Below are 23,162 nucleotides of genomic sequence, written 5' to 3'. Positions count from 1 at the left end.
TGTGACGCGAGGAGAACATCGCCCGGCGCCGTCCGGGCACGAGGGAGGAGCCATACCATGAGCTTTGCGTCCGTGAGCGACCGCAACGCGATCGAAGCCGAGATGCCGTGGGCGGAACGCGATGTTCCCGCCACGCTCTGGGGCCAGCTGAGCCGCACGGCAGAGGCCTTCCCTGACCGTCCGGCGGTCAGCTACCAGATGTTCTCGGGCCCCGGGGACAAGGCCGAGACCGTGACCTGGGCGCAGCTGCGCGACCGCACGGCGCAGGCGGCCAACCTGTTCCGCAGCCTGGGCGTCGGCGAGAACGACGTGGTCGCCTACGTGCTGCCGAACTGCAACGAGACGCTCTACACCTTGCTGGGCGGCGCTGTGGCGGGGATCGTGAACCCGATCAACCCGCTGCTCGAGCCCGAGCAGATCGCCGCCATCCTGCGCGAGACCGACGCCAAGGTGGTGGTGACGCTCAAGCCATTTCCCAAGACCGACGTGGCGCAGAAGGTGGCCGAGGCCTGCCGCCACGCGCCGCATGTGCACACGGTGCTCGAGATCGACCTCAACCGCTATCTCACGCCGCCGAAATCCTGGATCGTGCCGCTCATTCGGCCCAAGAGTGATGGCCATCCCCATGCCGACGTGAAGTGCTTCAACAAGGAACTGCGCAAGCAGCCGACCGAGCTGAGCTTTGCCGACAGCAAAGGCGACCGCGTTGCGGCCTATTTCCACACCGGCGGCACCACCGGCATGCCCAAGGTGGCACAGCATCTGTATTCGGGGATGCTCTACAACGGCTGGCTTGGGCACAACCTGCTTTTCGACGAGCATGACAACATCATGTGCCCGCTGCCGCTGTTCCATGTCTTCGCGGTGCACGTGATCCTGATGTCGGCGATCTGTTCTGGCGCGCACGTGGTCTTCCCGACGCCCGCAGGCTATCGCGGCGACGGCGTGTTCGACAATTTCTGGAAGCTCTGCGAGCGCTGGAAGATCACCTTCGTGATCACCGTGCCCACCGCCGTCTCGGCGCTGATGCAGCGCAAGGTCGATGCCGACATCTCGAGCGTGCGCGCGGCCTTCTCCGGCTCGGCGCCGATGCCGATGGAGCTGTTCAAGCGCTTCGAGAGCGCCTGCGGAGTCACCGTCTGCGAGGGCTACGGCCTGACCGAGGCGACCTGCCTCGTCTCGGTGAACCCGCCCGAGGGGAAGAAGAAGGTCGGTTCGATCGGCATTCCCTTTCCCTACACCCACGTCAAGATCGTCAAGCAGACCGGAGAAGGGCCGCGGGAATGCGCCACCGACGAGGTCGGCGAGATCTGCGTCGCCAACCCGGGCGTCTATGCCGGCTCGACCTATACCGAAGAGGACAAGAACCACGATCTCTTCCACGAGGGCATCTACCTGCGCACCGGCGATCTGGGCCGCGTCGATGACGAGGGCTATCTCTGGATCACCGGCCGGGCCAAGGACCTGATCATCCGCGGCGGTCACAACATCGATCCGGCCGAGATCGAGGAGGCGTTGCTGGCGCACCCGGCGGTGGCCTTTGCCGGTGCCATCGGCCAGCCCGACGCCCATGCGGGCGAGCTGCCCTGCGCCTTCGTGGAGCTGGTCGCGGACGCAGAGGTCAGCGAGGACGAGCTGATGAAGCACGCCCGTGTGCATATTCACGAGCGCGCCGCCTATCCCAAGCACATGACCATCCTTCCCGAGCTTCCGAAGACCGCGGTGGGCAAGGTGTTCAAGCCGAAGCTGCGGATGCTGGCGATCCAGCGGATCTACAACGCCGCGCTCGAGGCGGCGGAACTGCCGGCGCGGGTGGTCGACGTGATCGACGACCGCAAGCGCGGTCTGGTGGCGCAAGTCGAACGCAACGGTGCAGACGAAGAGTCGGTGTGCCATTGCCTCGGCGCCTTCACCCGACCGTGGGACTGGGTGGCGGACCGAAAGGTCGCGGCCGAGTAGGCATTGCACGGATCGAGCGGCTCGGGCCGCCCGGTGTCGTTTCAGGGGGAGGCGTGCCTCAGCACTCGTGGCGGGCGCAGAAAATCTCGTAGAGCAGGCCGATGACCCGGCTCGTGTCCTCGTTGGCAAGGCTGTAATAGATCGTCTTGCCCTCGCGTCGCGTGGTCACCAGCTCTTCCTCGCGCAGACGGGCGAGCATCTGGCTTACGGCGGCCTGTCGCATTTCGAGCAGTTGCTCGAGCTCGCCCACCGATTTCTCTCCGGCGCCCAGATGGCACAGGATCATCAACCGGCCTTCATGAGCCAGCGTCTTGAGGTAGGCCGCCGCGCTGCGCGCGTTCTCGGCCATTTCCTTCGGCGGGGGAACAATATGGGTTTGATCGGTCACGATGCGGGCTCACTTTGCGAATGCAGCATATATAGCATGTCCCGCGCAGATTGCGAGATAGCGCCACCGGATACGCGGCCAGACGGCGCCCAACTGCCGGCCTGATGGCCGGGCCTGCCTAGCCGCGCGTCGCCGCGGCGATGAAGCGCTCAAGCGCCTCGGGCTCCAGCGTCTTGCCCGGCCCGGTCGGAGCCCGTTGCATCCGCTCCTCGGCGAGGGCGCGCGCATGCTTGAGGGCGGCGCCGGTGCCCAGCATGAGCTGCGGAAGGGCCAGCCATTCGGTGAACCGAGCCGCGGCGCCGCACTGGGCGCTGGGGAACATGCTGCGCATGGCCGAGGAGTGCACCCAGAGCGATGCCAGTGCCGCCGCCTCGGTGCCGGTCTCGCCCGGCGCCCGGATCAGCGCCAAGGCCTGCGTGAGCTGGGCGGCCCAGTCCGCGATGGCCCGTGGTCCGCTGCGCTCCTCGCTCCAGTCGCGGCCGGGATCGGCGAGGTTGAGCGCCTCGGCCAGCGCCGCGCGAAGCGCCGTGTCGCCGCCGAGCGACACGCAGAGCGCGCGCCCGCGCAGCTCGGGCAGGGCATCGCGCAACGGCAGCAGAGAGCGTCCGCAGGACAGCGCCGCACAGGGCTGCCGGCCGCTGCCCGCCAGCGCCGCGAGCTGGTCCAGAAGCGTGTCCAGCTCGTCGCCGTAGAGCGTCAGGGCCTGCCGCAGCCGCAACATCAGCGCGCTGTCCTCGATATCCTGCGGGCGGGCGTCATGCAGCAGGTAACGGGCGTATTCCGGCGCCTGCATCAGGCTGGCAAAGGCCTCGACCAGCGCCGGCACCGGGCTGCCGTCCCGCGCCGCCTGCTCGGCCAACCCGCGCGGATCGACCTGCAGCTCGAGCGAAGCCCGGTGGATCGCCTTGGCCGCGGTCTCGGGGATCACGCCGGCGGCGCCTTGAACCTTGGCCAGCGTGCCGAGCACGATCATCATCGCGCGGATCTCGGCGCTGTCCGAGAACAGCTTGCCGATCTCGCCGGCGGCGAAGAGCTTGTGCAAATGGGCGCTGTCGAATGGCGTGGCGGTCATTGCGTCCTCGTGCGTTTGGCGCTCCCCCTATAGTGGGGCGCCGGTGGCCTGACCAGTGGCAGGTTGCGCGTCAGGGCGCCGCGATCCCGGAGAGCAGGGACGCAAGCGCCTCGGGGTGCGCCAGGAAGGGCGAATGCGACCAGGGGCGCTCATAGACCTCGTCGTCCGCAAGCGCCGCTGCCATCCTTTGTTGGTCGCGTGGCGGGATCGCGCGATCCTCGCTGCACAGGATGTAGCTGCGCGGCACCGAGGCGATCGCCCCGGTGAGCGTGACCGGCTCGGCCTGCGGGCGGATCGCCTGCGGCACCAGCCGGTCCAGCGCAAAGGCACGATCCGCGGGGCTGCAGTCATGATAGAACAGCTCAGGCGCCATGGCGGCATCGAAGCGGAAGGTTGTGCCGTCGGGGTCGCGGCGGATCGCCGTCAGAAGTGGCTGCTCGGTCTGCGCGCGGCGCAGGCTGGCGACGCTGTCGCCGTCCTCGGGCCGGTAGGCGCAGAGATAGACCAGACGCTGCACGCTTGCCGGAGCGCGATCGGCGGCGCCGGTGGCGGGCACTCCGGCCATGGAATGCGCCACCACGATGGCGGGCTCGGGCAGGGCCGCGAGGATGGCATCGATGTAGTCCTGCAGGCCGATCGCGGCCGCCGGGGTCGGGTCCGCGCCATGCGACGGCAGGTCGATGGCGGTGGCGGAATGTCCCAGCGCGGTCAGCGCGGGCACCACGTCGCGCCAGCACCACGCGCCGTGCGAGGCCCCATGCACCAGCAGGAAGCGCGCCATCAGAGATGCCCCTGCGCCGCAAGGAACTCGCTCAGAACCGCGGCGTAGACGTCCGCCGCCTCGACGCAGGCGATGTGCCCGGCGCCACGGATCAGCCGGAACTGCGCGCCGGGGATCAGCTCGGTGGTCTCGCGCACCAGGTCGGGCGGGGTCGAGCCGTCCTCGGAGCTTGCGATGCCGAGCGCAGCGAGCCGCAGCCCCGAGGTCGGGGTGATGAAATCGGTGCCGGCGATGGCGTGGCAGCAGCCGAGATAGCCCTGCACCGGGCTGCGCTCGAGCATGTGCCGCCAGGCGGCGCTCTCGGGTGTGGCGCGGAACCGGGCCGAGAACCAGCGCTGCATCGTACCCTCGGCCAGCGCCGCGACGCCGCCGGCCTCGACCTGCGCGATGCGTTCGGCCCAGATCGCCCGCGTGCCGATCTTGCAGGCGGTGTTCGACAGCACCAGCGCGCGCACCAGGTCGAGCCGCTTGGCCGCCAGCCCCTGCGCGATCATGCCGCCGATCGAGAGCCCCACGACCACCGCGTCTTGCATTTCCACATGCGCCATCAGCCGCTCGGTGTCGCGCACCAGCGTCCCCATGGAATAGGGCCCCTCCGGCGCGTCCGAGAGCCCGTGCCCGCGGGTGTCATAGCGCAGGATCCGCAGCCCCTCGGGCAGCCGCGCGACGACCCGGTCCCAGATCCGCAGATCGGTGCCGAGCGCGTTCGAGAACACCACCGGCGCGCCGTCCTCCGGGCCGTCGATGCGGTAATGCAGGCGAATATCGCCCAGATCGGCCATCTGCATGGGGCACTCCTCTCGTTCGCAGCGACCCTACCGCCCCCCGCCCCGCGAGGAAAGCCAACGCGCAGCCCCGCATCTTCTCTACGTCCCGAATACTCCCGCCGGAGGCGCCCGCCCGCCCAACCGGATGCACTGCCGGGCGCCTCTCGACCGGCACGCCACCCCAAGCGGACCCTCCGGGCCAACGCGCAGCGCCCCCATCTTCTCTACGTCCCAAATACTCCCGCCGGAGGCATCCTCCCGCCCTGTCTGTCGGACCGCCGGGACAACCGGCCCGCAGGCGAACAAGAGACAAAAAAAGACCCCGAGGCGGTCTGCACCGCCCCGGGGTCTTCTCTGCGTCTCGAATGCGCCCGCCGGAGGCTTGCGCCCCCGTCAACGGGCGCGCCGTTCAGGCGATCTCGACCAGCTCGATGGCGAAGGTCAGGTCCTTGCCCGCCAGCGGGTGGTTGGCGTCGAGGGTGACCTCGGTCTCGGTCACCTCGGCGACCACCACCTGCACGGTCTGGCCGGTGGGCGTCTGAACCTGCAGCTGGGTGCCGAGGTCGAGCGGGATGTGGTCCGGGATCTCGGTGCGCGGCACCTGCTGGACGGCCTCGGGGTGGACCTCTCCATAGGCCTCTTCCGATGCGATCTCGACGGTTTTCTTGTCGCCCGGCGTCATGCCGGGCATCGCCTTGTCGAGGCCGGGGATGATCTGGCCGGACCCGACGGTGAACTCCAGCGGATCGCGGCCAGCGCTCGAATCGAAGGTGGTGCCGTCGGAGAGCGTGCCGGTGTAGTGAATGCGAACGGTGTCGCCGGTCTTGACCTGCGTCATGAGAAACTCCGTGTCTTTTCGGGAAGATAATGCGTGAATTGACGAGGCCGCCGGGGGCGGGTGCTCGTGTCGATCCCCACAAAGCTAACCATCCGCCTTGCGGAATGCAAACAAACGCCCGGAATTCTCCTTTAAACACCAACGTTGCCGTGCAAGTTTTCCGCCGGGAGGACGCGTTCATGACCATCACCACCTGCATCTTCGACGCCTATGGCACGCTGTTCGACGTCGCGAGCGCCGCGCGGCGCAAGGCGGAGCAGCCCGGTCAGGGCGCGCTGGCCGAGGTCTGGGCCGGGCTGGCCGAGGACTGGCGGCGCAAGCAGCTGGAATATTCCTGGCTGCGGGCGATCACCGGCGAGCACGTGCCGTTCTGGGACGTGACACAGGATGCGCTCGACTGGGCGATGGAGCACCACGGGCTAGACGATCTCGAACTGCGCGAGGATCTTCTGGCGCTCTACTGGCAGCTCGCACCCTACAGGGAGGTGCCGAAGCTGCTGGCGCAGCTCAAGGCCCTGGGAAAGACCTGCGCGATCCTGTCGAACGGCTCGCCGGACATGCTCGAGGGGGCGGTCGACAGCGCCGGGATCGGACTCTACCTCGACGCGGTGCTCTCGGTCGAGGAGGTCGGCGTGTTCAAGCCGGCCCGCGCGGTCTACGACATGGTCGGCGCCCGGTTCGGAACCGAACCGTCCGAGGTGCTGTTTGTCTCCTCGAATGGCTGGGACGCGGCCGGTGCCGCGGGCTACGGCTTCACCACCGCCTGGGTCAACCGGGCCGGACTGCCGGTGGACCGGCTGCCGGCGCGCCCGGGCCATATTCTGACCGACCTGACCACGATCCCGGAGCTTCTCTGATGCCGCATTTCACCACCTCGGACGGGCTGTCGCTGCACTACACCGAGGAGGGGGCGGGCCTGCCGTTGCTCTGCCTCTCGGGGCTGACCCGCGACGGGCGGGATTTCGACTATGTCGCCCCGCATCTCGAGCAGGTGCGGCTGATCCGGATGGATTACCGCGGACGCGGCCAGTCGGAATGGGGCGATCACAGCCAGTACACCATCCCGGTCGAGGCGCGCGATGCGCTGGAGTTGCTCGACCACCTCGGGCTAGAGAGCGCCGCGGTGCTCGGCACCTCGCGCGGCGGGCTGATCGCCATGCTGCTCGCCGCCACCGCCCGGGATCGCCTGACCGGCGTGGCGCTGAACGATATCGGTCCCGAGATCGCCCCGGCGGGGCTGGCGGTGATCGAGGCCTATCTCGGCCGCAACCCGGCTTTCGGGACGCTTGAGGAGGCGGCGGTCGCGTTCTCGACCCTGCTGACCCAGTTCGAAGGCGTCCCGATGGCGCGCTGGCGGGCCGAGGTCGGGAAGTTCTTCCGCGAAACGCCGGACGGTTTGGAGATCGTCTACGATCCGCGCCTGCGCGACGCGGTGCTGGGTGATGGCGCGCAGCCGGTCGAGGACATGTGGCCGCTCTTCGACGCGCTGAAGGGCCTGCCGCTCTGCGCCATCCGCGGGGCCAATTCTGACCTGTTGACGCGCGAGACCTTCGCTGAGATGCAGCGCCGCCGCCCGGACATGATCGCGGTCGAGGTGCCGGGGCGGGGCCACATCCCCTATCTCGACGAGCCCGAGTCGCTCGATGCGCTGAAACGCTGGCTGGCGATGCTGCGCTGACGGCCAAGATCTTTCGTCCGAAAGATCTTGTAGGGCAGGCAGGAAAAGATTTTTCGCCGAAAAATCTTGGCGGGCTCAACCGGCAGCGGGCTGCACGAACACCCGGTTCGGGTGCAGCTCGCCGCCCTTGAAGACACCCACCGCCACTGCGCGGCCCTCGAACGAGGCCCAGGCCTCGTCGCCGTAGTCGACCTCTCCGGGGATCACCATGCCGGGATTGCCGTTGCGCAGCCGCGCGGCCCCCTCGGCGGTGCATTTGAGCTCCGGCAGCTCGGCCAGACCGACCTCGAGCGGCAGCAGCCTGGCGTCGAGCTCCGGACTCTTGGCCAGTGCGTCGACCTGCTCGATGGTGATGCCGTCCTCGGCCTCGAACGGGCCCGACCAGATCCGGCGCAGCTTGAGCACGTGGCCATGGCAGCCGAGCGCCTCGCCCAGATCGCGGGCGATCGAGCGCACGTAGCCGCCCTTGCCGCAGGTCATCTCGAGCTCGACATGGTCTGCGTCGGGCCGGCCTGTCATCACCAGCTCCTCGACCCAGAGCGGGCGCGGCTCGATTTCCATGGTCTCGCCGTCGCGAGCCCGCTTGTAGGCGCGTTCGCCGTCGATCTTCACCGCCGAGAACTGCGGTGGCACCTGCTGGATCTCGCCCACGAAGCCGTGCAGCGCTTCCTTGATCTCGTCATCGGAGGGGCGCGCGTCGGAGGAGGTGATCACCTCGCCCTCGCCATCGTCGGTATTGGTGCGCTGGCCCAGCCGCACGGTGAAGCGGTAGGCCTTGAGGGCGTCGGTGATGAAGGGCACGGTCTTGGTCGCCTCGCCAAGCGCGACCGCGAGCACGCCGGTCGCCTCCGGGTCGAGCGTGCCCGCATGGCCCGCCTTCTTTGCGGCCAGCGCCCAGCGGACCTTGTTGACCACCGAGGTCGAGGTCATGCCCGCCGGCTTGTCGACGATCAGCCAGCCGGAAATGTCGCGGCCCTTCTTGCGTGCCATGGTCTGCCCTCGCATGTGATGAGGCGCGCGAGGTAGCAAGCCTCAGCGTGGCTTGTCAATCGCGCATGGTTGGGGGCGCTGCCCCCGCCGGAGGCATCCGGGCTCTCGGTAGGCGCTGCCGCCGGGACGGGTGCGGATCAGTCGCGCTTGCCGGCGAAGCGGGCCTGCCAGTCTTCGCGCTCGTCATCGGTGATCTTGCGGAAGGTGACGTCCGGCACCGTGAAGGCGTGGCCGGCGGGCAGGGAGGTGAGCGCCGCGGGGACATCGTCGGGCCAGCTGTCGTCGTCGGTCTTCAGGGCCTGCAGAAGCTGCGCCGAGGCGTCGGGGATGAAGGGCTGCGAGATCACCGCGTAGAGGCGGATGACGTTCAGTGCCAGGCGGATCTGGGCGGCAGCGGTCTCCGGGTCGGTCTTGAAGGTCGACCACGGCGCGGCGTCCTGCAGGTATTCGTTGCCCAGCACCCAGGCCGCGCGCAGCGCGGTGGCGGACTTGCGCACCTCCGCATGGGCCATGTGCTCTTCGTATTCGCGGACCTTCGCGGTCAGGTCGGCCACCAGCTGCGCTTCGCGCTCGCCGGTGCGGCCGTCCTCGGGCACCACTTCGCCGAATTTCGAGCGACAGAACTTCGTCACGCGGCTGGCGAAGTTGCCCAGCACGTCGGCGAGGTCCTTGTTCACCGAGGACTGGAAGTTCTCCCAAGTGAATTCCGCATCCGAGCTTTCGGGGGCGTGGCTCAGCAACCACCAGCGCCAGTAATCCGCCGGCAGGATCTCGAGCGCCTGGTCCATGAACACGCCACGCCCGCGCGAGGTGGAGAACTGGCCGCCATCGTAGTTCAGGTAGTTGAACGACTTGATGTAATCCACGAGCTTCCACGGCTCGCCCGACCCGAGGATTGTCGCGGGGAAGCTGAGCGTGTGGAAGGGCACATTGTCCTTGCCCATGAACTGGGTGTAGGTCACGTCCTCGGCGCCCTTGTCGGTGCGCCACCAGCGCGTCCAGTCGTCGCCCTTGCCGGCATCGACCCATTCCTGCGCGCAGGCGATGTACTCGATCGGCGCGTCGAACCAGACGTAGAAGACCTTGCCTTCCATGCCGGGCCAGTCCTCTTCACCCTTCTTCACCGGGATGCCCCAGTCGAGATCGCGGGTGATACCGCGGTCCTGCAGGCCGTCGCCGTCGTTGAGCCATTTCTTGGCGATCGAGGTGGTCAGCACCGGCCAGCCCTCGCGGGTGTCGATCCAGCTCTCGAGCTGATCCTTCATCTGGCTCTGGCAGAGATAAAGGTGCTTGGTCTCGCGCATCTCGAGATCGGTGGCGCCCGAGATCACGGAGCGCGGGTTGATCAGCTCCACCGGGTCGAGCTGCTTGGTGCAGTTGTCGCACTGGTCGCCCCGGGCATCCTCGAAGCCACAGTTCGGACAGGTGCCCTCGATGTAGCGGTCTGGCAGGTAGCGCCCGTCGGTGGGCGAGTACATCTGCGTCTCCGAGACCTCGCGGATCAGGCCGCGTTCGGCCAGAACACCGGCGAAATGCTGCGTCAGCTTGTGGTTCTGCGGGCTCGAGGAGCGGCCGAAATGGTCGAAGGACAGGCGGAAGCCCTCGGCAATCTTCGACTGCACCTCGTGCATTTCGGCGCAGTACTCGGCCACCGGCTTGCCGGCCTTGGCGGCGGCGAGCTCGGCCGGGGTACCGTGCTCGTCGGTGGCGCAGAGGAACAGCACCTCGTTGCCCCGGGCGCGCTGGTAGCGGGCAAAGAGATCCGCCGGGAGCTGGCTGCCCACGAGATTGCCCAGATGCTTGATCCCGTTGATGTAGGGGATTGCCGAGGTGATGAGATGCCGTGCCATGTATCGCCTGTCCTGTGGTCCGGTTTGATGCCGCTTTAGCGGAACTGGCCCGGCGTTGCCAGTGGCCCCGTGCCTGCGCAGGGCTTGAGCAGATCGCGCCCGCCGCCGGTGCGGGGCCGGGCTTTCGCGCCCCGCCCCTTGGCATCCGGGCGCGGCTCGCTAGGTTGGCGCCAACAATCGACCCACGGAGACCGCGATGAAGATGAACCCGCTCGGCCGGACCGGCATGACCGTGTCCGAGCTCTGCCTCGGCACCATGACCTTTGGCAACCAGACCGCGCCGGAAGACGGCCACGCCCAGATCGAGCGCGCGCTCGATGCCGGCATCAACTTCATGGACACTGCCGAGATGTACCCGGTGAACCCGGTGCGCGCGGAAACCATTGGCCGCACCGAGGAGATCCTGGGCGACTGGTTCGCCAAGACCGGACGCCGCAACGAGTGGATCCTCGCCAGCAAGCACACCGGCGATTCCAAGATGGTGCGCGACGGCGCCCCGATCAGCGGCGAGACCATCCCGGCCGCCATCGAGGGCTCGCTGAAGCGTCTCAAGACCGACACCATCGACCTCTACCAGTTCCACTGGCCCAACCGCGGCAGCTATCACTTCCGCCAGAACTGGAGCTTCGATCCGTCGGGGCAGGACCGGGCGCAGACCGTGCAGCACATGCATGACGCGCTCGGCGCGCTGCAGCGCGAGGTCGAGCGCGGCACCATCCGCGCCTTCGGCCTCTCGAACGAGAGCACCTGGGGCACGATGATGTGGCTCAAGATCGCCGAGGAGACCGGCGGGCCGCGCGTCGCCTCGATCCAGAACGAGTATTCGCTGGTCTGCCGTCTCGCCGACACCGATTTGGCCGAGATGATGTGCAACGAGGATGTGGGCCTCTTGCCGTTCTCGCCGCTGGGCGCGGGTCTGCTGACCGGCAAGTACCAGGGCGGCGCGGTGCCCGAGGGCTCACGCATGGCGCTCAACGGCAACCTCGGCGGGCGCAAGTCGGAGCGGGTGTTCCCGGCGGTCGACGCCTATCTCGAGGTGGCGCAGCGCTTCGGAATCGACCCGGTGCACATGGCGCTGGCGTGGTCGTTGCGGCGACCCTTCGTGGCCTCGTCGATCTTTGGCGCCACCACCATGGCCCAGCTCGAGCACCTGCTGGGCGCGGTCGACGTGACGCTCTCGGACGAGCTGCTCGAGGCGCTCGACGAGACCCACAAGGCGCATCCGCTGCCCTACTGATCCGGCACGAAAAAGGCGGCGCGAGGGATCGCGCCGCCGTCTGACGACTGTCGATGCGGGGCCGTACTCAGGCGGCGAGGCCCTTGTCGCCCATGCTCAGGAACTTGTCGCGGCGCGCCTTGATCAGGGCCTTGGGCTTCATGTCGTCCATCTCGCCCAGCATCGCGGTGATGGTCTTGCCGACGGCGGCGATGGTTGCCTCGCGGTCGCGATGGGCGCCGCCCAGAGGTTCCGCGATGACGCGGTCGGTGATGCCGAGCTTGAGCAGGTCCTGCGCGGTCAGGCGCAGCGCCTCGGCGGCCTCGCGCATCTTCTCGGCATCCTTCCACAGGATCGACGCGCAGCCTTCCGGCGAGATCACCGAGTAGACCGAGTGCTCGAGCATGGCGAGGCGATTCGCCGTGGCGAAGGCCACCGCGCCGCCGGAGCCGCCTTCACCAATGATGATCGAGATCAGCGGCACGCCGATCTGCAGGCATTTCTCGGTCGAGCGGGCGATGGCCTCGGACTGGCCGCGCTCTTCGGCGCCCTTGCCGGGATAGGCGCCGGGGGTGTCCACCAGCGTGATCACCGGCAGGCCGAAGCGGTCGGCCATGTCCATCAGGCGGATCGCCTTGCGGTACCCTTCGGGGCGCGCCATGCCGAAATTGCGCTCGATGCGGCTCTGGGTGTCGTTGCCCTTCTCGTGGCCGATCACCATCACCGGCTGGTCGTTGAACCGCGCCAGCCCGCCCATCACCGCGTGGTCGTCGGCAAAGCCGCGATCGCCGGCAAGCGGCGTGTACTCGGTGAACAGCGCCTCGATGTAATCCTTGCAATGCGGCCGGTCGGGGTGGCGTGCCACCTGGCACTTCCGCCACGGCGTCAGTTTCTTGTAGAGATCCTTGAGGAGATCCTGCGCCTTGCGGTCGAGCGCCGCGGCCTCGTCCTCCACGTGCATCTCTTCGTTCTTCCGCGCCATGTTGCGCAGTTCTTCGGCCTTGCCTTCGATTTCGGCGAGCGGTTTTTCGAAGTCGAGATAGTGAGTCATTTGCCCGGGCACTCTTGTTTTTCGCGGCCTATATGGCGTCTGAGGCGGCGAGTTGCAACAAAGCAGCCGAATGCTTTGGTGTCAGCCCAGCAGCACCGGGAGCAGCGAGGCCACCAGCAGCGCCGCCATGGTCCAGTTGAAGGCGCGCAGCCGGGCGGGGCGATTGAGCACCCGGCGCATCTCGCGACCGAGCACCGTCCAAGAGGTGGTCGAGATCAGCGACATCACCACGTAGCAGCCCGCCACCCACAGCACCGAGGCAAGATCGCGCCCGGCGGCATAAAGCGTGATCGCGCCAAGCGCCATCGACCAGGCCTTGGGGTTCACCCACTGGAAGGCGGCCGCCTGCAGGAAGCTCAGAGGCCGGCCCTTTGCCTGCGCTCCGGCCTCGGGCGGCGGCGCGGCATGGGCGATCTTCCACGCCAGCCACAGCATGTAGATCACCGAGACCGCGAGCAGTAGGTCATGCGCCAGCGGCCAACGCTCGAAGATCTGCATCACCCCGAGCCCGACAAGCAGCACCATCGTGGGAAAGCCCAGCCCGATGCCCATCATGTGCGGAATGCTCCGGCGGAAGCCGAAATTGGCGCCGGATGCGAGCAGCATCATGTTGTTCGGCCCCGGCGTGATCACCGAGACGAGCGCGAAGGCGGAGAGGGCGAGAAGCAGATCGGGTGTCATGGCGCAATATTTGCCGAAGATGCGCGGGGAGAGATTGCGAAACGCCGCGCTAGATCAGTATTGTCGCAACTAATGAGCGCACTTGACGATACCGACCGCAGGATATTGCAGGTTCTTGCCCGGGAGGGGCGGATCAGCAACCTCGCCCTGGCCGATAGGGTCGGGCTGTCGCCCTCCGCCTGCCTGCGCCGCGTCGCCGCTCTGGAGAGTGCCGGCGTGATCACCGGGTACCGCGCGGTACTCAGCCCCGAAAAGACCGGGGTGGGCTTTGTCGCGTATGTTACCGTGGGGCTGAACTCCCACACCAAGAGCGCGCAGGAGGCCTTTGAGCGCGCCATCGCCCGGGCACCGGAGGTGCGCGAGTGCCACAACATCACCGGCAACTGGGAATACCTGCTGCGCATCGAGGCCGCTGATCTTGCCGCCTACAAGACCTTCCACACCGAGGTGCTGGGCACCCTGCCGCAGGTCAATGCCATCACCTCCTACGTGGTCATGGGCTCGCCCAAGGATCAGCGCGCCTGAGCCGTCGTGTGCTGCACGCGCTTGAGTCGTCGTGCGCTGCACGGGCTTGAGCCGCCGCGCTGCACAAGCGGTGTCACGAAAGCGCCGGCCTGTCTTTACCGTGTTATCCCCTGCGGCTAGGTCTTGGGCCAACGGGACCCCCGCGCCGGCACAAGGGGCGTGGGCGGTCCGCTGACCGACACAGATGGAGCCGTCATGGCGAAGGACACAGATTTCACCGTGCTCACCGGGCGCGAGGCCTTGGCCCGGCTGGCGGATCTGCCAATGCGAAAGCGGCGCGATACGGCGCGCCGTCTGATCTACAAGAAGAACCAGCGCCCCGCCGGTCTGGACGAGCAGATCATCCTGCTCGACGCGCTGCGCAGCGAGCCGGCCCTGACCGAGATCGACCGGTTCTACGCGCTGATCGCCGGCGGTCACAAGGTCTGCGAGGAGGTGATGGTCGCGGAGGCGGAGCACTGGCTCGACCGGTTTCTCGAGGCCGAGGCACAGATCCGTGCCATGCCAATCGCCTTCGGGCTGCGCAAGGACCGTACCCACCTGGTGTTCTCGGCCCTGAATGTGGCGCTGAACCTCGACCTGCTGACCGGGGCGCGCCACGCAGACCGGCTGGCGTCGTGGTTCCGGGAGGAGGTCGAGGGGCTGCAGCTGCGCCGCATGACGCCCTATCTGTTCAACAGCAGCAGCAACACGGTCAAATGCGCCGGCATCGTGCTGCTCGGTGACCCGGACGACATCGCGCGCATCGCGAGGCTGATGCGCAAGCTGCTGTCCTACGGAACCGAGATCAACAACCCGCTGCACTGGTGGATCTTCTCCCGCTTCAAGGCGCCGAAGCATCTCGCGGAGGTCTCCGAGCGCGCTGCGTTCGGTTCGTTCTGCAACAGCGTCCACAGGCTGACCGCGATCGAGGCTGCCGCCGCGGCGACCGGCCTTGAAGCCCGGCGCGCGGCGCTGCGCGGGGTGGCCGACCTCTGCGTCGCGCAGGCCAGGCCGGCGCAGAAAGCGGCGCTCATGGAGCAGGCCGAGACGCGCCTCCGGGCGATGGTCTGAGCCCATCGGGGCGACGCGCAGAGCATGTGGCCGCGGCGCTCTCGCCGGAGGTGATCTTTCACGGCGCAGACCGGCCTGCCTCCGGCGGGAGTATTTTTGACGAAGAGAAGCCACGGGCGCAGCGCTCCTGGCTTCTTTGGTTCAAAAATACCTCGGGGGTGAATTGGCCGTAGGCCAAGAGGGGGCTGGCCCCCTTCGGCCCGTGCCACGCGTGCAATCGTCGGCAAGGCAGATATGAAAACAGCGCCCCGAGAGAGGGGCGCTGCAAGAGCTCTTCGCGCGGAGCCGGGGCTCAGATCTGGCGCACGGCGCCCTTGGCGGCGCTGGTGGTCAGCGCGGCGTAGGCCTTGAGCGCCTTCGACACCTTCCGCTTGCGCTTTTCGTCCGGCTGCCACCCCATCTCGTCGCGCTTCAGGCGGCGCTCGGCGATCACCGCGTCATCCACCGCGAGCTGGATTTTGCGGTTGGGGATGTCGATCTCGATCAGGTCGCCCTCTTCCACCAGGCCGATGGTGCCGCCCTCGGCCGCCTCGGGCGAGACGTGGCCGATGGACAGGCCCGACGAGCCGCCGGAGAAGCGGCCGTCGGTGACCAGCGCGCAATCCTTTCCGAGCCCTTTCGATTTCAGGTAGCTCGTGGGGTAGAGCATTTCCTGCATGCCGGGGCCGCCGCGCGGGCCCTCGTAGCGGATCAGCACCACGTCGCCGGGATGCACCTTGTTGGTCAGGATCGCGCTCACCGCGCTGTCCTGGCTTTCGAAGATGCGGGCCGGGCCGGAGAACTTGAGGATCGACTCGTCGACGCCGGCGGTCTTCACGATGCAGCCATCTTCGGCGAGGTTGCCGTAGAGCACCGCGAGCCCGCCATCCTTCGAGAACGCGTGCTCGGCGTCGCGGATCACGCCGGTCTGGCGGTCGAGGTCGAGCTCGGCGTAGCGGCGGTCCTGCGAGAAGGCGGTGGTCGAGCGCACCCCGCCCGGGGCGGCGCGGAAGAAATCGTGCACGCTCTCGGAATTGGTGCGCGACACGTCCCAGCGATCGAGCGCGTGGGCCATGGTCTCGGCATGGACCGTGTGCACCGAGCTGTCGAGCAGCCCGGCGCGCTCGAGCTGGCCGAGGATCGCCATGATGCCGCCGGCGCGGTGCACGTCTTCCATGTGCACGTCGTCTTTCGCGGGCGCCACCTTGCACAGCACCGGCACGTTGCGCGACAGGCGGTCGATATCGGTCATGTCGAAATCGACCTCGCCCTCGTTGGCGGCGGCCAGAAGGTGCAGCACGGTGTTGGTCGAGCCGCCCATGGCGATGTCGAGCGTCATGGCGTTCTCGAAGGCCGGAACGGTGGCGATCGAGCGCGGCAGCACGCTCGCGTCGTCCTGCTCGTAATAGCGCTTGGCGAGGTCGACGATCAGGTGGCCGGCCTCGATGAACAGGCGCTGGCGGTCGGCATGGGTGGCAAGCGTCGAGCCGTTGCCGGGCAGCGACAGTCCCAGCGCCTCGGTCAGGCAGTTCATCGAGTTGGCGGTGAACATGCCCGAGCAGGAGCCGCAGGTCGGGCAGGCGGCCTCTTCGATCGCCTGCACCTGCGCGTCGGTGTACTTGTCGTCGGCGGCGGCGACCATGGCGTCGACCAGGTCGAGCGCCTTCTCGCCGTCTTCCCACTCGACCTTGCCGGCCTCCATCGGGCCGCCGGAGACGAAGACCACCGGGATGTTGAGCCGCATCGCGGCCATCAGCATGCCCGGGGTGATCTTGTCGCAGTTCGAGATGCAGACCATGGCGTCGGCGCAGTGCGCGTTGACCATGTACTCGACCGAGTCGGCGATGATCTCGCGCGAGGGCAGCGAGTAGAGCATGCCGTCATGGCCCATGGCGATGCCGTCATCCACCGCGATGGTGTTGAATTCCTTGGCCACGCCGCCGGCCTTCTCGACCTCGCGGGCGACCATCTGGCCGAGATCCTTGAGGTGCACGTGGCCGGGCACGAACTGGGTGAAGCTGTTGACGATCGCGATGATCGGCTTGTTCCAGTCGCCATCCGTCATGCCGGTGGCGCGCCACAGGCCGCGGGCGCCGGCCATGTTGCGGCCATGGGTGGTGGTGCGGGAGCGATAGGCGGGCATGGGTTTCCCTTCCGTTGGCGGTGTTGGGGCTGTTTATCGTCCGCCAGCGCTTGCGGCAAGGCGCAGCGGATGGGGGCGCTGTCCCCGCCGCCCTGCGGGCGACTCCCCCGAGGTATTTGGAAACCAGAGAAGGGCAGGGGGCGCCTATGGTCGAGGGTGGGCCATAGGCCCGGGGGCTGCGCGGGATCGGTAGGGCAGGCTCAGTGGGGCGGGCGCCCGGCAGGGCAAGCCCCTACGGGGCACGGCGGCGCGGCTTGGGCGGGCGCGGGGCGACCTTTTCCTCGATATGCTGGATCACCAGCCCGGCGATGTCCTTCTCGGAGGTTTTCTCGATGCCCTCGAGCCCCGGCGAGGAATTGACCTCGAGCACCTTGGGGCCGTCCTCGCCGCGCAGCAGGTCGACACCGGCCACGTCGAGCTTCATGGCGCGGGCGGCCTTGATCGCGGTCTCGCGCTCGCTGCGGGTGATCTTCACCGGCTCGGCGGTGCCGCCCTGGTGCAGGTTGGAGCGGAAATCGTCAGGCTTGCCGCGGCGGCGCATGGCGGCCACCACCTTGCCGCCGACCACGAAGCAGCGGATGTCCTCGCCGGCGGCTTCCTTGACGAAGCTCTGCACCAGGAAATCGGCCTTCAGCCCCTGGAAGGCGGAGATTACGCTCTCGGCCGCCTTCTTGGTCTCGGCCAGCACAACGCCCTTGCCCTGCGTGCTCTCGAGCAGCTTCAGCACCAGCGGCGCGCCGCCCACGAGGCTGATGACATTGCCCGAATCCTTGGGGCTTCGGGCGAAGGCCGTGGTCGGCATGCCGATGCGGTGGCGCGCCAGCACCTGGTGGGCATGCAGCTTGTCGCGCGACACGGTGATGCCCTCGGAGCCCGACAGGCAATAGGTGCCGAGGCTTTCGAACTGGCGCACCACCGCGGTGCCGTAGGAGGTCACAGAGGCCCCGATGCGGGGGATCACCGCGTCGTAATGCGGCAGGCGGCGGCCATCGTAATGCACCTCGCCGCCGACGGCGCGGATGTTCATGTAGCAGCGCGAGGTGTCGATCACCTCCATCGTGTGGCCGCGCGCCTCGGCCGCCTCGATGAGCCGGCGGGTCGAATAGTTCGAGGGCTCACGGGTCAGGATGGCGAGGCGCAGGGCGCGGCGGTGCTGCTTGTGGCGCGGGATGGCGCGGTACTCGTCGAAGGACAGTTCGGGCTGCTGGAAGCTGTGGCTGGGCGAGACGATCATGTCGTCGTCGAGCGCCGAGCGGCCGAGCAGCATGCGGTAGGCCATCGAACCGCGATCGGTCAGGGTCACCTCGATGGGCCAGCTGCGCCCATCCATCGCCACCGTGGTCTCGATCACGAAGCGCAACTCGGTCTCGCCGTTCGACGAGGTCACCTCGCGCCGGTCCTTGAGCGGCGCCGAGCAGATGATCTCGAGCCCCGGGTCGGCCGGATCGGGATGGATGGCGAAGCGCACCATCGGCTTGTCCTCGGAGCCGAAGGGTTCGATCGCGAAGGCGTGCAGCGCCGAGGTGCGCGCGCCGGTATCCACCTTGGCGCGGATCGCCGGAAGGCCGAGATCGGGAAGGGCAAGCCACTCTTCCCATCCAAGGGTGAACTGGGTCATCTACGGGCTCCTTTCGAGACGCGCGGTAGCGCGCTGTAGCGGGACAGTATGACAGGCACAATACGTCTGCGCAGCTAGCCTTCTGCAGCGTCGAGGCAAATGGGCCCGCTCGCGCAAAAGGCGAAAATCGTCTATTATTTGTGCGTTGTGGGCGCATCGCGCGGCGTCGCGCCCGTGAAAAGCCGGGGTTGCGAGCGGATTCTGCGCGGCGATGGCGCGGAACCGGCGCAGACTGGGGATCTGGATTCGAAAAGGAGACTGCCATGGGGGCCGCATTGCGCGATAGCGACGGCAAACTGTCGCTGACCACCCGGATCATGATCGCCATGGGGGCGGGGCTCGTCCTCGGGGTGATCCTCAACATCGCCGGCATCGAGGCGATCAACACGCATCTCGTCGGAGGCTTCTTCGGCATGGTCGGGCGGATGTTCGTCAACGCGCTGCAGATGCTGGTGGTGCCGCTGGTGTTCTTCTCGCTGATCTGCGGCGTGGCCGGGATCGGCGACATCCGCATCCTTGGCCGGGTCGGCGGCAAGAGCTTCGGACTCTACATGGCGACCACCGGGACCGCCATCGCGGTGGCGATCCTGATCGCGCTGCTGGTCTCGCCGGGCGACGGCTTCGTGATGGAGGGCATCGACACCTCGGGCGTGACCGGACGAGAGGCGCCGAGCGTCTGGGAGACCTTCGCGGCCATCGTGCCGCGCAACCCGGTGGCGGCGTTCTCCGGCGGCGAGATGCTGCAGATCATCTTCTACACCATCGTGCTCGGCATTGCGGTGCTGATGCTGGGTGAGCGCTCGAAGACCTTCGTGGAAGCCTGCGAGTACATGAACGAGCTGATGATGAAGGTGGTGCAGATTGTCATGGCCTTCGCGCCCTACGGCGTGTTCTGCCTGATCGCCAAGACCTTCACCGAGCAGGGCATCGGCCTCTTCATGCCGGTCATCGCCTATGTGCTGGTGTTGGTGGGGGCGCTGCTGCTGCATCTCTTCGTCACGCTGATGCTGTTCCTGAAGCTGTTCGCAGGGCTCAACCCGATCACCTTCCTGCAGAAGATCCGCCCGGCGCAGATCTTCGCCTTCTCCACCGCCTCGTCGAACGCGACCATCCCGGTCACCCTGCGCTGCGTGACCGAGCGCATGGGGGTTAACAACTCGGTGGCCTCGTTCTCGGTGCCGTTCGGCGCCACCATCAACATGGATGGTACCGCGATCATGCAGGGCGTGGCGACGGTGTTCCTTGCCAATGTCTACGGCATCGACCTCGGCCTTGGCGGCTATCTCACGGTGATCGCCATGGCGGTGCTGGCCTCGATCGGCACCGCGGGCGTGCCCGGCGTGGGGCTCGTGATGCTGACGATGGTGCTGGGGCAGGTGGGCCTGCCAATCGAGGGCATCGCGCTGATCCTTGGCGTCGACCGACTGATGGACATGATCCGGACGGCGGTGAACATCACCGGCGACGCGGTGGTCTCGACCATCGTCGCCAAGACCGAGGGCCAGATGGACCTTGCCATCTATGCCGACCCGAATGCCGGCGTGATCACCTCCGACGACCTGCATATCGACGAGGAGGCCGAGCACGTGCTGGCCGACGCGGCGCACAAGCCGGCGGAGTAGGCGTCTGCGTCGGAACGATTGAGAGGGCGCCTTCGGGCGCCCTCTTGCGTGTCACCAGACCTGAAGCACCCGGCGCGACAGGTGGAAGCCGTGGCCGTCGGCGTTCTGGCAGCGCAGCCCGGTGGTTTCGGAGAGGCACGAGATGCCGCCCCAGGTGGCCGATACGCCATAGGGCGCCACGTCGACGCCGGGTGCGGTGTTCGGCCGGCCCGGCCCGCGGCACTCCATCTGTACCGGTCCGCGCTCGAGGATGACGTAGTTATGGCCCCAGCCGCTGCCGCAGGAGGCGGGGCGTGGCACGTTGGGGGTGCCGCTGAACTGGAAGATCGTGCAGCTCAGATCGGCGGAGTTCGGGCCGGTGCCGATGTAGCACTCGATATTGCCGGACGGGGTCTTGAAGGGGGTAACGTCGGCGATGGCCGGGCTGGCCAGCATCAGGCCGGCGGCAAGAAGAGGTTTGAACATGGACGGATCCTGAAAAAGGCAATCGGAAAAGGTCTTGCCCGTACAGGGTCCGCCGGGAGGACGCGTCTGTCAATCGTGCCGTGGCAGTGAAGCGACTTGTGGGGGAGGGCGCTCAGATGAAGCGGGGCGAGCGAGCGCGGCGGCGCGGGTGAGCGCATGAAGCCCGTCGCGCGCGGTTCTGCGGGATGCCGTCGGGCCCGCATGAAAAAAGGCGCGGCCCCCGGCTGAGGACCGCGCCGTGATACGTCTCGCCCTGTGAGCTCAGTGCCCGGCGATCATTTCGGACTGCTTCACGATCACCTCGGCCTGCTTGATCGAGGCGATGTCCACCAGCCGGCCCTTGTAGACCGTGGCGCCTTCGCCTTTGGCCTTGGCCTCCTCCATCGCGGCGAGGATCTCGCGCGCTTCCGAGACCGCCTCGTCGGACGGGGTGAAGACCTCGTTGGCCAGTGCCACCTGCTTGGGGTGGATCGCCCACTTGCCGACCATGCCCAGCGTGGCCGAGCGCAGCGCCTGCGCGCGGAAGCCCTCGTCGTCGGAGAAATCGCCGAACGGACCGTCGACCGGCAGCACGCCGTGGGTGCGGCAGGCGGCGACGATGGCGGCCTGCGCCCAGTGCCACGGATCCGACCAGTGCTTCTGGCCCTCGCGGATCATGTAGTAGTTTTCCTGCGTGCCACCGATGCCGGTGGTCGCCATGCCCATCGAGGCGGCGAAATCCGCGGCGCCGAGGCTCATCGCCTCGAGGCGCGGCGAGCCGGCGGCGATCTCCTCGACATGGGCGATGCCGGCGGCAGATTCGATGATCACCTCGAACTTGATCGGCTTGGCTCGGCCCTTGGCGCGCTCCACCGCGGTCACCAGCGCGTCGACGGCATAGAGATCTGCGGCGCAGCCGACCTTGGGGATCATGATCTGGTCGAGCCGGTCGCTCGACTTCTCGAGCAGCTCTACCACGTCGCGATACCAGTAGGGCGTGTCGAGCCCGTTGATCCGCACCGAGAGCGTCTTGTTGCCCCAGTCGATGTCACCGATGGCCTGAATGATGTTGTCGCGGGCGCTGTCCTTGTCAGACAGCGCGACCGAATCCTCGAGATCGAGGTTGATCACGTCCGCCGCCGAACCGGCCATCTTTTCGAAGATCGCGGGGCGCGAGCCCGGGCCGAACAACTGGCAGCGGTTGGGGCGTGCCGGGGCGGCGGGCTGGATGCGGAAGCTCATGCGGGTCCTCGTTGCGTAATGATATTTCGCTTACTCCGCGATTGGGGTTATTAAATTGCGCCATTCTGCGCAAGCAAAATCCTCCTGCGAAAGGCGCTGCCTTGCGGCGTGAGAGGCGCGAAGGGATGCACGATTCTTCGGCGGCGCGGCGGAAATGCACGAAAATTCGGCGCGGGCTCCGGTGGATCGCTGGCATTCGCGATGTATTTGCGTGTGATGCGGGGCAACATGCCGCGAATCCAAACGACAGGGAACTGACATGATCGAGACGCCGTATCTGCTCTTTCTCGGAGACGCTCCGGACCCCCTCGCCGCCAAGGTGGCGCAGGGCATCAAGGACTGGCGCCCGGAGAACTGCGTGGGCCAATTCCGCCTCGAGGGCTGCAAGGCCGACATGAAACTGCCCGACATGACGCTGGCCGAGGCCAAGGCCGCCGGCGCCAAGACGCTGGTGATCGGCGTCGCCAACCGGGGCGGGGTGATCTCGCAGACCTGGAAGAAGGTGCTCGTCGAGGCGCTGGAAGAGGGCTTCGACCTCGCCTCCGGCCTGCACAACCTGCTGCGCGACGAGGAAGACCTCGCCGCCGTGGCGCGCGCCACCGGCCAGAAGCTGCACGACGTGCGCATTCCGTCGGTGAAATACCCGATCGCCAATGGCGAGCCGCGCAAGGGCAAGCGCCTGCTGGCGGTGGGCACAGACTGCTCGGTGGGCAAGATGTACACCGCGCTCGCGCTTGACGCCTCGATGCGCGAGAAGGGCATGAAATCGACCTTCCGCGCCACCGGCCAGACCGGCATCCTGATCACCGGCGACGGCGTGCCGCTCGACGCGGTCATCGCCGACTTCATGGCCGGCTCGATCGAGTACCTGACGCCGGACAACGACGAGGATCACTGGGACATCATCGAGGGCCAGGGCTCGCTGTTCCACGTCTCCTACTCGGGCGTGACCATGGCGCTGGTGCATGGCGGCCAGCCGGACGCGCTGGTGCTGTGCCACGAGCCGACCCGCAGCCACATGCGCGGCCTGCCGGGCTACCAGCTGCCCTCGCTGGAGGCGGTGCGCGACGTGGCGCTGCAGCTGGCGCAGGTCGCCAACCCCGCGTGCAAGGTGATCGGCATCTCGATCAACACCCAGCACATGGGCGAGGACGAGGCCAAGGCCTATTGCAAGGAGATCGAAGAGAAGTTCGGTCTGCCGACGGTCGATCCCTACCGCCACGGGGCAGACCGCCTCGCGGATGCGGTTGCCGCGCTCTGAGCCA

At 67.6% G+C, this 23,162-nt stretch carries 21 protein-coding genes; 8 read left to right on the top strand and 13 right to left on the bottom strand.

What is annotated here, in order from left to right:
* Positions 1-57: 57 nt before the first annotated feature.
* Positions 58-1,959 (top strand): acyl-CoA synthetase, encoded by a 1,902-nt coding sequence (locus R2601_RS04950; protein WP_007794467.1) that lies wholly within the window; start codon positions 58-60, stop codon positions 1,957-1,959.
* A gap of 58 nt (positions 1,960-2,017) precedes the next feature.
* Here the strand turns inward: R2601_RS04950 and R2601_RS04945 are convergent, their stop codons facing one another.
* The 5 genes from R2601_RS04945 to R2601_RS04925 form a co-directional block, all read right to left on the bottom strand.
* Positions 2,018-2,308 carry an ArsR/SmtB family transcription factor gene (locus tag R2601_RS04945; protein ID WP_007794464.1) on the bottom strand — a complete coding sequence of 97 codons (291 nt, stop codon included), beginning with the start codon at positions 2,306-2,308 and terminating at the stop codon, positions 2,018-2,020.
* A gap of 157 nt (positions 2,309-2,465) precedes the next feature.
* Positions 2,466-3,419 carry a lyase family protein gene (locus R2601_RS04940; RefSeq protein ID WP_007794459.1) on the bottom strand — a complete coding sequence of 318 codons (954 nt, stop codon included), beginning with the start codon at positions 3,417-3,419 and terminating at the stop codon, positions 2,466-2,468.
* A 70-nt stretch (positions 3,420-3,489) separates the two neighbouring features.
* The gene (locus tag R2601_RS04935; protein ID WP_007794456.1) at positions 3,490-4,200 is read right to left on the bottom strand and encodes an alpha/beta fold hydrolase; all 711 of its coding nucleotides are present in this window, start codon (positions 4,198-4,200) and stop codon (positions 3,490-3,492) included.
* Positions 4,200-4,988 (bottom strand): 3-oxoadipate enol-lactonase, encoded by a 789-nt coding sequence (pcaD, locus tag R2601_RS04930; protein WP_007794455.1) that lies wholly within the window; start codon positions 4,986-4,988, stop codon positions 4,200-4,202. The genes R2601_RS04935 and pcaD overlap by 1 nt, the downstream gene beginning before the upstream one ends.
* A 388-nt stretch (positions 4,989-5,376) precedes the next feature.
* The gene (locus R2601_RS04925; RefSeq protein ID WP_007794453.1) at positions 5,377-5,805 is read right to left on the bottom strand and encodes an FKBP-type peptidyl-prolyl cis-trans isomerase; all 429 of its coding nucleotides are present in this window, start codon (positions 5,803-5,805) and stop codon (positions 5,377-5,379) included.
* A gap of 179 nt (positions 5,806-5,984) precedes the next feature.
* On the opposite strand from R2601_RS04925, the gene R2601_RS04920 reads away from it, so the two are divergent.
* Complete coding sequence (locus R2601_RS04920; RefSeq protein WP_007794451.1) at positions 5,985-6,662, top strand: haloacid dehalogenase type II; 678 nt, start codon at positions 5,985-5,987, stop codon at positions 6,660-6,662.
* Complete coding sequence (locus tag R2601_RS04915; protein WP_007794448.1) at positions 6,662-7,483, top strand: alpha/beta fold hydrolase; 822 nt, start codon at positions 6,662-6,664, stop codon at positions 7,481-7,483. Before R2601_RS04920 ends, R2601_RS04915 begins: the two co-directional genes overlap by 1 nt.
* Before the next feature lie 75 nt (positions 7,484-7,558).
* Here R2601_RS04915 and truB read toward each other — a convergent pair whose 3' ends face one another.
* Positions 7,559-8,473 carry a tRNA pseudouridine(55) synthase TruB gene (truB, locus tag R2601_RS04910; RefSeq protein WP_007794447.1) on the bottom strand — a complete coding sequence of 305 codons (915 nt, stop codon included), beginning with the start codon at positions 8,471-8,473 and terminating at the stop codon, positions 7,559-7,561.
* A 137-nt stretch (positions 8,474-8,610) separates the two neighbouring features.
* A complete protein-coding gene (gene metG, locus R2601_RS04905) occupies positions 8,611-10,323 on the bottom strand; it encodes a methionine--tRNA ligase (RefSeq protein ID WP_007794442.1) in 1,713 nt (570 codons plus the stop codon).
* Positions 10,324-10,519: 196 nt separating this feature from the next.
* Here metG and R2601_RS04900 point away from each other — a divergent pair, with 196 nt between their 5' ends.
* Positions 10,520-11,560: an aldo/keto reductase gene (locus R2601_RS04900; RefSeq protein WP_007794441.1), complete on the top strand. Its 1,041-nt coding sequence runs from the start codon at positions 10,520-10,522 to the stop codon at positions 11,558-11,560.
* A 67-nt stretch (positions 11,561-11,627) separates the two neighbouring features.
* Here R2601_RS04900 and R2601_RS04895 read toward each other — a convergent pair whose 3' ends face one another.
* Positions 11,628-12,590, bottom strand: a complete 963-nt coding sequence (locus R2601_RS04895; protein WP_007794438.1) for an acetyl-CoA carboxylase carboxyltransferase subunit alpha — start codon at positions 12,588-12,590, stop codon at positions 11,628-11,630.
* A gap of 81 nt (positions 12,591-12,671) precedes the next feature.
* Complete coding sequence (locus R2601_RS04890) at positions 12,672-13,271, bottom strand: LysE family translocator (RefSeq protein ID WP_007794435.1); 600 nt, start codon at positions 13,269-13,271, stop codon at positions 12,672-12,674.
* Positions 13,272-13,343: 72 nt separating this feature from the next.
* Between R2601_RS04890 and R2601_RS04885 the strand changes: the two genes are divergently transcribed.
* Positions 13,344-13,796 carry an Lrp/AsnC family transcriptional regulator gene (locus tag R2601_RS04885; protein ID WP_040544369.1) on the top strand — a complete coding sequence of 151 codons (453 nt, stop codon included), beginning with the start codon at positions 13,344-13,346 and terminating at the stop codon, positions 13,794-13,796.
* Between the two features lie 195 nt (positions 13,797-13,991).
* Positions 13,992-14,849, top strand: a complete 858-nt coding sequence (locus tag R2601_RS04880) for a hypothetical protein (RefSeq protein WP_007794427.1) — start codon at positions 13,992-13,994, stop codon at positions 14,847-14,849.
* Positions 14,850-15,141: 292 nt separating this feature from the next.
* Here the strand turns inward: R2601_RS04880 and ilvD are convergent, their stop codons facing one another.
* Positions 15,142-16,971 (bottom strand): dihydroxy-acid dehydratase, encoded by a 1,830-nt coding sequence (gene ilvD / locus R2601_RS04875; protein WP_007794425.1) that lies wholly within the window; start codon positions 16,969-16,971, stop codon positions 15,142-15,144.
* 232 nt (positions 16,972-17,203) lie between these two features.
* Positions 17,204-18,589: a 30S ribosomal protein S6--L-glutamate ligase gene (rimK, locus tag R2601_RS04870; protein ID WP_007794421.1), complete on the bottom strand. Its 1,386-nt coding sequence runs from the start codon at positions 18,587-18,589 to the stop codon at positions 17,204-17,206.
* Between the two features lie 263 nt (positions 18,590-18,852).
* Between rimK and R2601_RS04865 the strand changes: the two genes are divergently transcribed.
* Positions 18,853-20,211: a dicarboxylate/amino acid:cation symporter gene (locus R2601_RS04865; protein WP_007794418.1), complete on the top strand. Its 1,359-nt coding sequence runs from the start codon at positions 18,853-18,855 to the stop codon at positions 20,209-20,211.
* A 51-nt stretch (positions 20,212-20,262) separates the two neighbouring features.
* Here the strand turns inward: R2601_RS04865 and R2601_RS04860 are convergent, their stop codons facing one another.
* On the bottom strand, positions 20,263-20,676 hold the full coding sequence (locus tag R2601_RS04860; protein ID WP_007794416.1) for a DUF6636 domain-containing protein: 414 nt from the start codon (positions 20,674-20,676) through the stop codon (positions 20,263-20,265).
* Positions 20,677-20,937: 261 nt separating this feature from the next.
* Positions 20,938-21,897 carry an L-malyl-CoA/beta-methylmalyl-CoA lyase gene (locus R2601_RS04855; RefSeq protein ID WP_007794414.1) on the bottom strand — a complete coding sequence of 320 codons (960 nt, stop codon included), beginning with the start codon at positions 21,895-21,897 and terminating at the stop codon, positions 20,938-20,940.
* A gap of 259 nt (positions 21,898-22,156) precedes the next feature.
* Here R2601_RS04855 and dgcN point away from each other — a divergent pair, with 259 nt between their 5' ends.
* A complete protein-coding gene (gene dgcN, locus R2601_RS04850) occupies positions 22,157-23,158 on the top strand; it encodes an N-acetyltransferase DgcN (protein WP_007794410.1) in 1,002 nt (333 codons plus the stop codon).
* Positions 23,159-23,162: the final 4 nt, after the last annotated feature.

This window comes from Salipiger bermudensis HTCC2601 (assembly GCF_000153725.1).
Taxonomy (GTDB): Bacteria; Pseudomonadota; Alphaproteobacteria; order Rhodobacterales; family Rhodobacteraceae; genus Salipiger; species Salipiger bermudensis.
Note: the sequence above shows the minus strand (reverse complement) of the source record. Positions and strands in the feature narration are given on the sequence as shown.

Excerpts from the sequence above, each read along its gene's own strand:
- R2601_RS04890 (WP_007794435.1), bottom strand. The coding sequence starts at position 13,271 with ATGACACCCGATCTGCTTCTCGCCCTCTCCGCCTTCGCGCTCGTCTCG.
- R2601_RS04900 (WP_007794441.1), top strand. The coding sequence starts at position 10,520 with ATGAAGATGAACCCGCTCGGCCGGACCGGCATGACCGTGTCCGAGCTC.
- R2601_RS04925 (WP_007794453.1), bottom strand. The coding sequence starts at position 5,805 with ATGACGCAGGTCAAGACCGGCGACACCGTTCGCATTCACTACACCGGC.
- dgcN (WP_007794410.1), top strand. The coding sequence starts at position 22,157 with ATGATCGAGACGCCGTATCTGCTCTTTCTCGGAGACGCTCCGGACCCC.
- R2601_RS04950 (WP_007794467.1), top strand. The coding sequence starts at position 58 with ATGAGCTTTGCGTCCGTGAGCGACCGCAACGCGATCGAAGCCGAGATG.
- R2601_RS04880 (WP_007794427.1), top strand. The coding sequence starts at position 13,992 with ATGGCGAAGGACACAGATTTCACCGTGCTCACCGGGCGCGAGGCCTTG.
- R2601_RS04940 (WP_007794459.1), bottom strand. The coding sequence starts at position 3,419 with ATGACCGCCACGCCATTCGACAGCGCCCATTTGCACAAGCTCTTCGCC.
- R2601_RS04865 (WP_007794418.1), top strand. The coding sequence starts at position 18,853 with ATGGGGGCCGCATTGCGCGATAGCGACGGCAAACTGTCGCTGACCACC.
- R2601_RS04885 (WP_040544369.1), top strand. The coding sequence starts at position 13,344 with ATGAGCGCACTTGACGATACCGACCGCAGGATATTGCAGGTTCTTGCC.
- truB (WP_007794447.1), bottom strand. The coding sequence starts at position 8,473 with ATGGCACGCAAGAAGGGCCGCGACATTTCCGGCTGGCTGATCGTCGAC.
- R2601_RS04935 (WP_007794456.1), bottom strand. The coding sequence starts at position 4,200 with ATGGCGCGCTTCCTGCTGGTGCATGGGGCCTCGCACGGCGCGTGGTGC.
- rimK (WP_007794421.1), bottom strand. The coding sequence starts at position 18,589 with ATGACCCAGTTCACCCTTGGATGGGAAGAGTGGCTTGCCCTTCCCGAT.
- metG (WP_007794442.1), bottom strand. The coding sequence starts at position 10,323 with ATGGCACGGCATCTCATCACCTCGGCAATCCCCTACATCAACGGGATC.
- R2601_RS04860 (WP_007794416.1), bottom strand. The coding sequence starts at position 20,676 with ATGTTCAAACCTCTTCTTGCCGCCGGCCTGATGCTGGCCAGCCCGGCC.
- ilvD (WP_007794425.1), bottom strand. The coding sequence starts at position 16,971 with ATGCCCGCCTATCGCTCCCGCACCACCACCCATGGCCGCAACATGGCC.
- R2601_RS04915 (WP_007794448.1), top strand. The coding sequence starts at position 6,662 with ATGCCGCATTTCACCACCTCGGACGGGCTGTCGCTGCACTACACCGAG.
- R2601_RS04945 (WP_007794464.1), bottom strand. The coding sequence starts at position 2,308 with ATGGCCGAGAACGCGCGCAGCGCGGCGGCCTACCTCAAGACGCTGGCT.
- pcaD (WP_007794455.1), bottom strand. The coding sequence starts at position 4,988 with ATGCAGATGGCCGATCTGGGCGATATTCGCCTGCATTACCGCATCGAC.
- R2601_RS04920 (WP_007794451.1), top strand. The coding sequence starts at position 5,985 with ATGACCATCACCACCTGCATCTTCGACGCCTATGGCACGCTGTTCGAC.
- R2601_RS04895 (WP_007794438.1), bottom strand. The coding sequence starts at position 12,590 with ATGACTCACTATCTCGACTTCGAAAAACCGCTCGCCGAAATCGAAGGC.
- R2601_RS04855 (WP_007794414.1), bottom strand. The coding sequence starts at position 21,897 with ATGAGCTTCCGCATCCAGCCCGCCGCCCCGGCACGCCCCAACCGCTGC.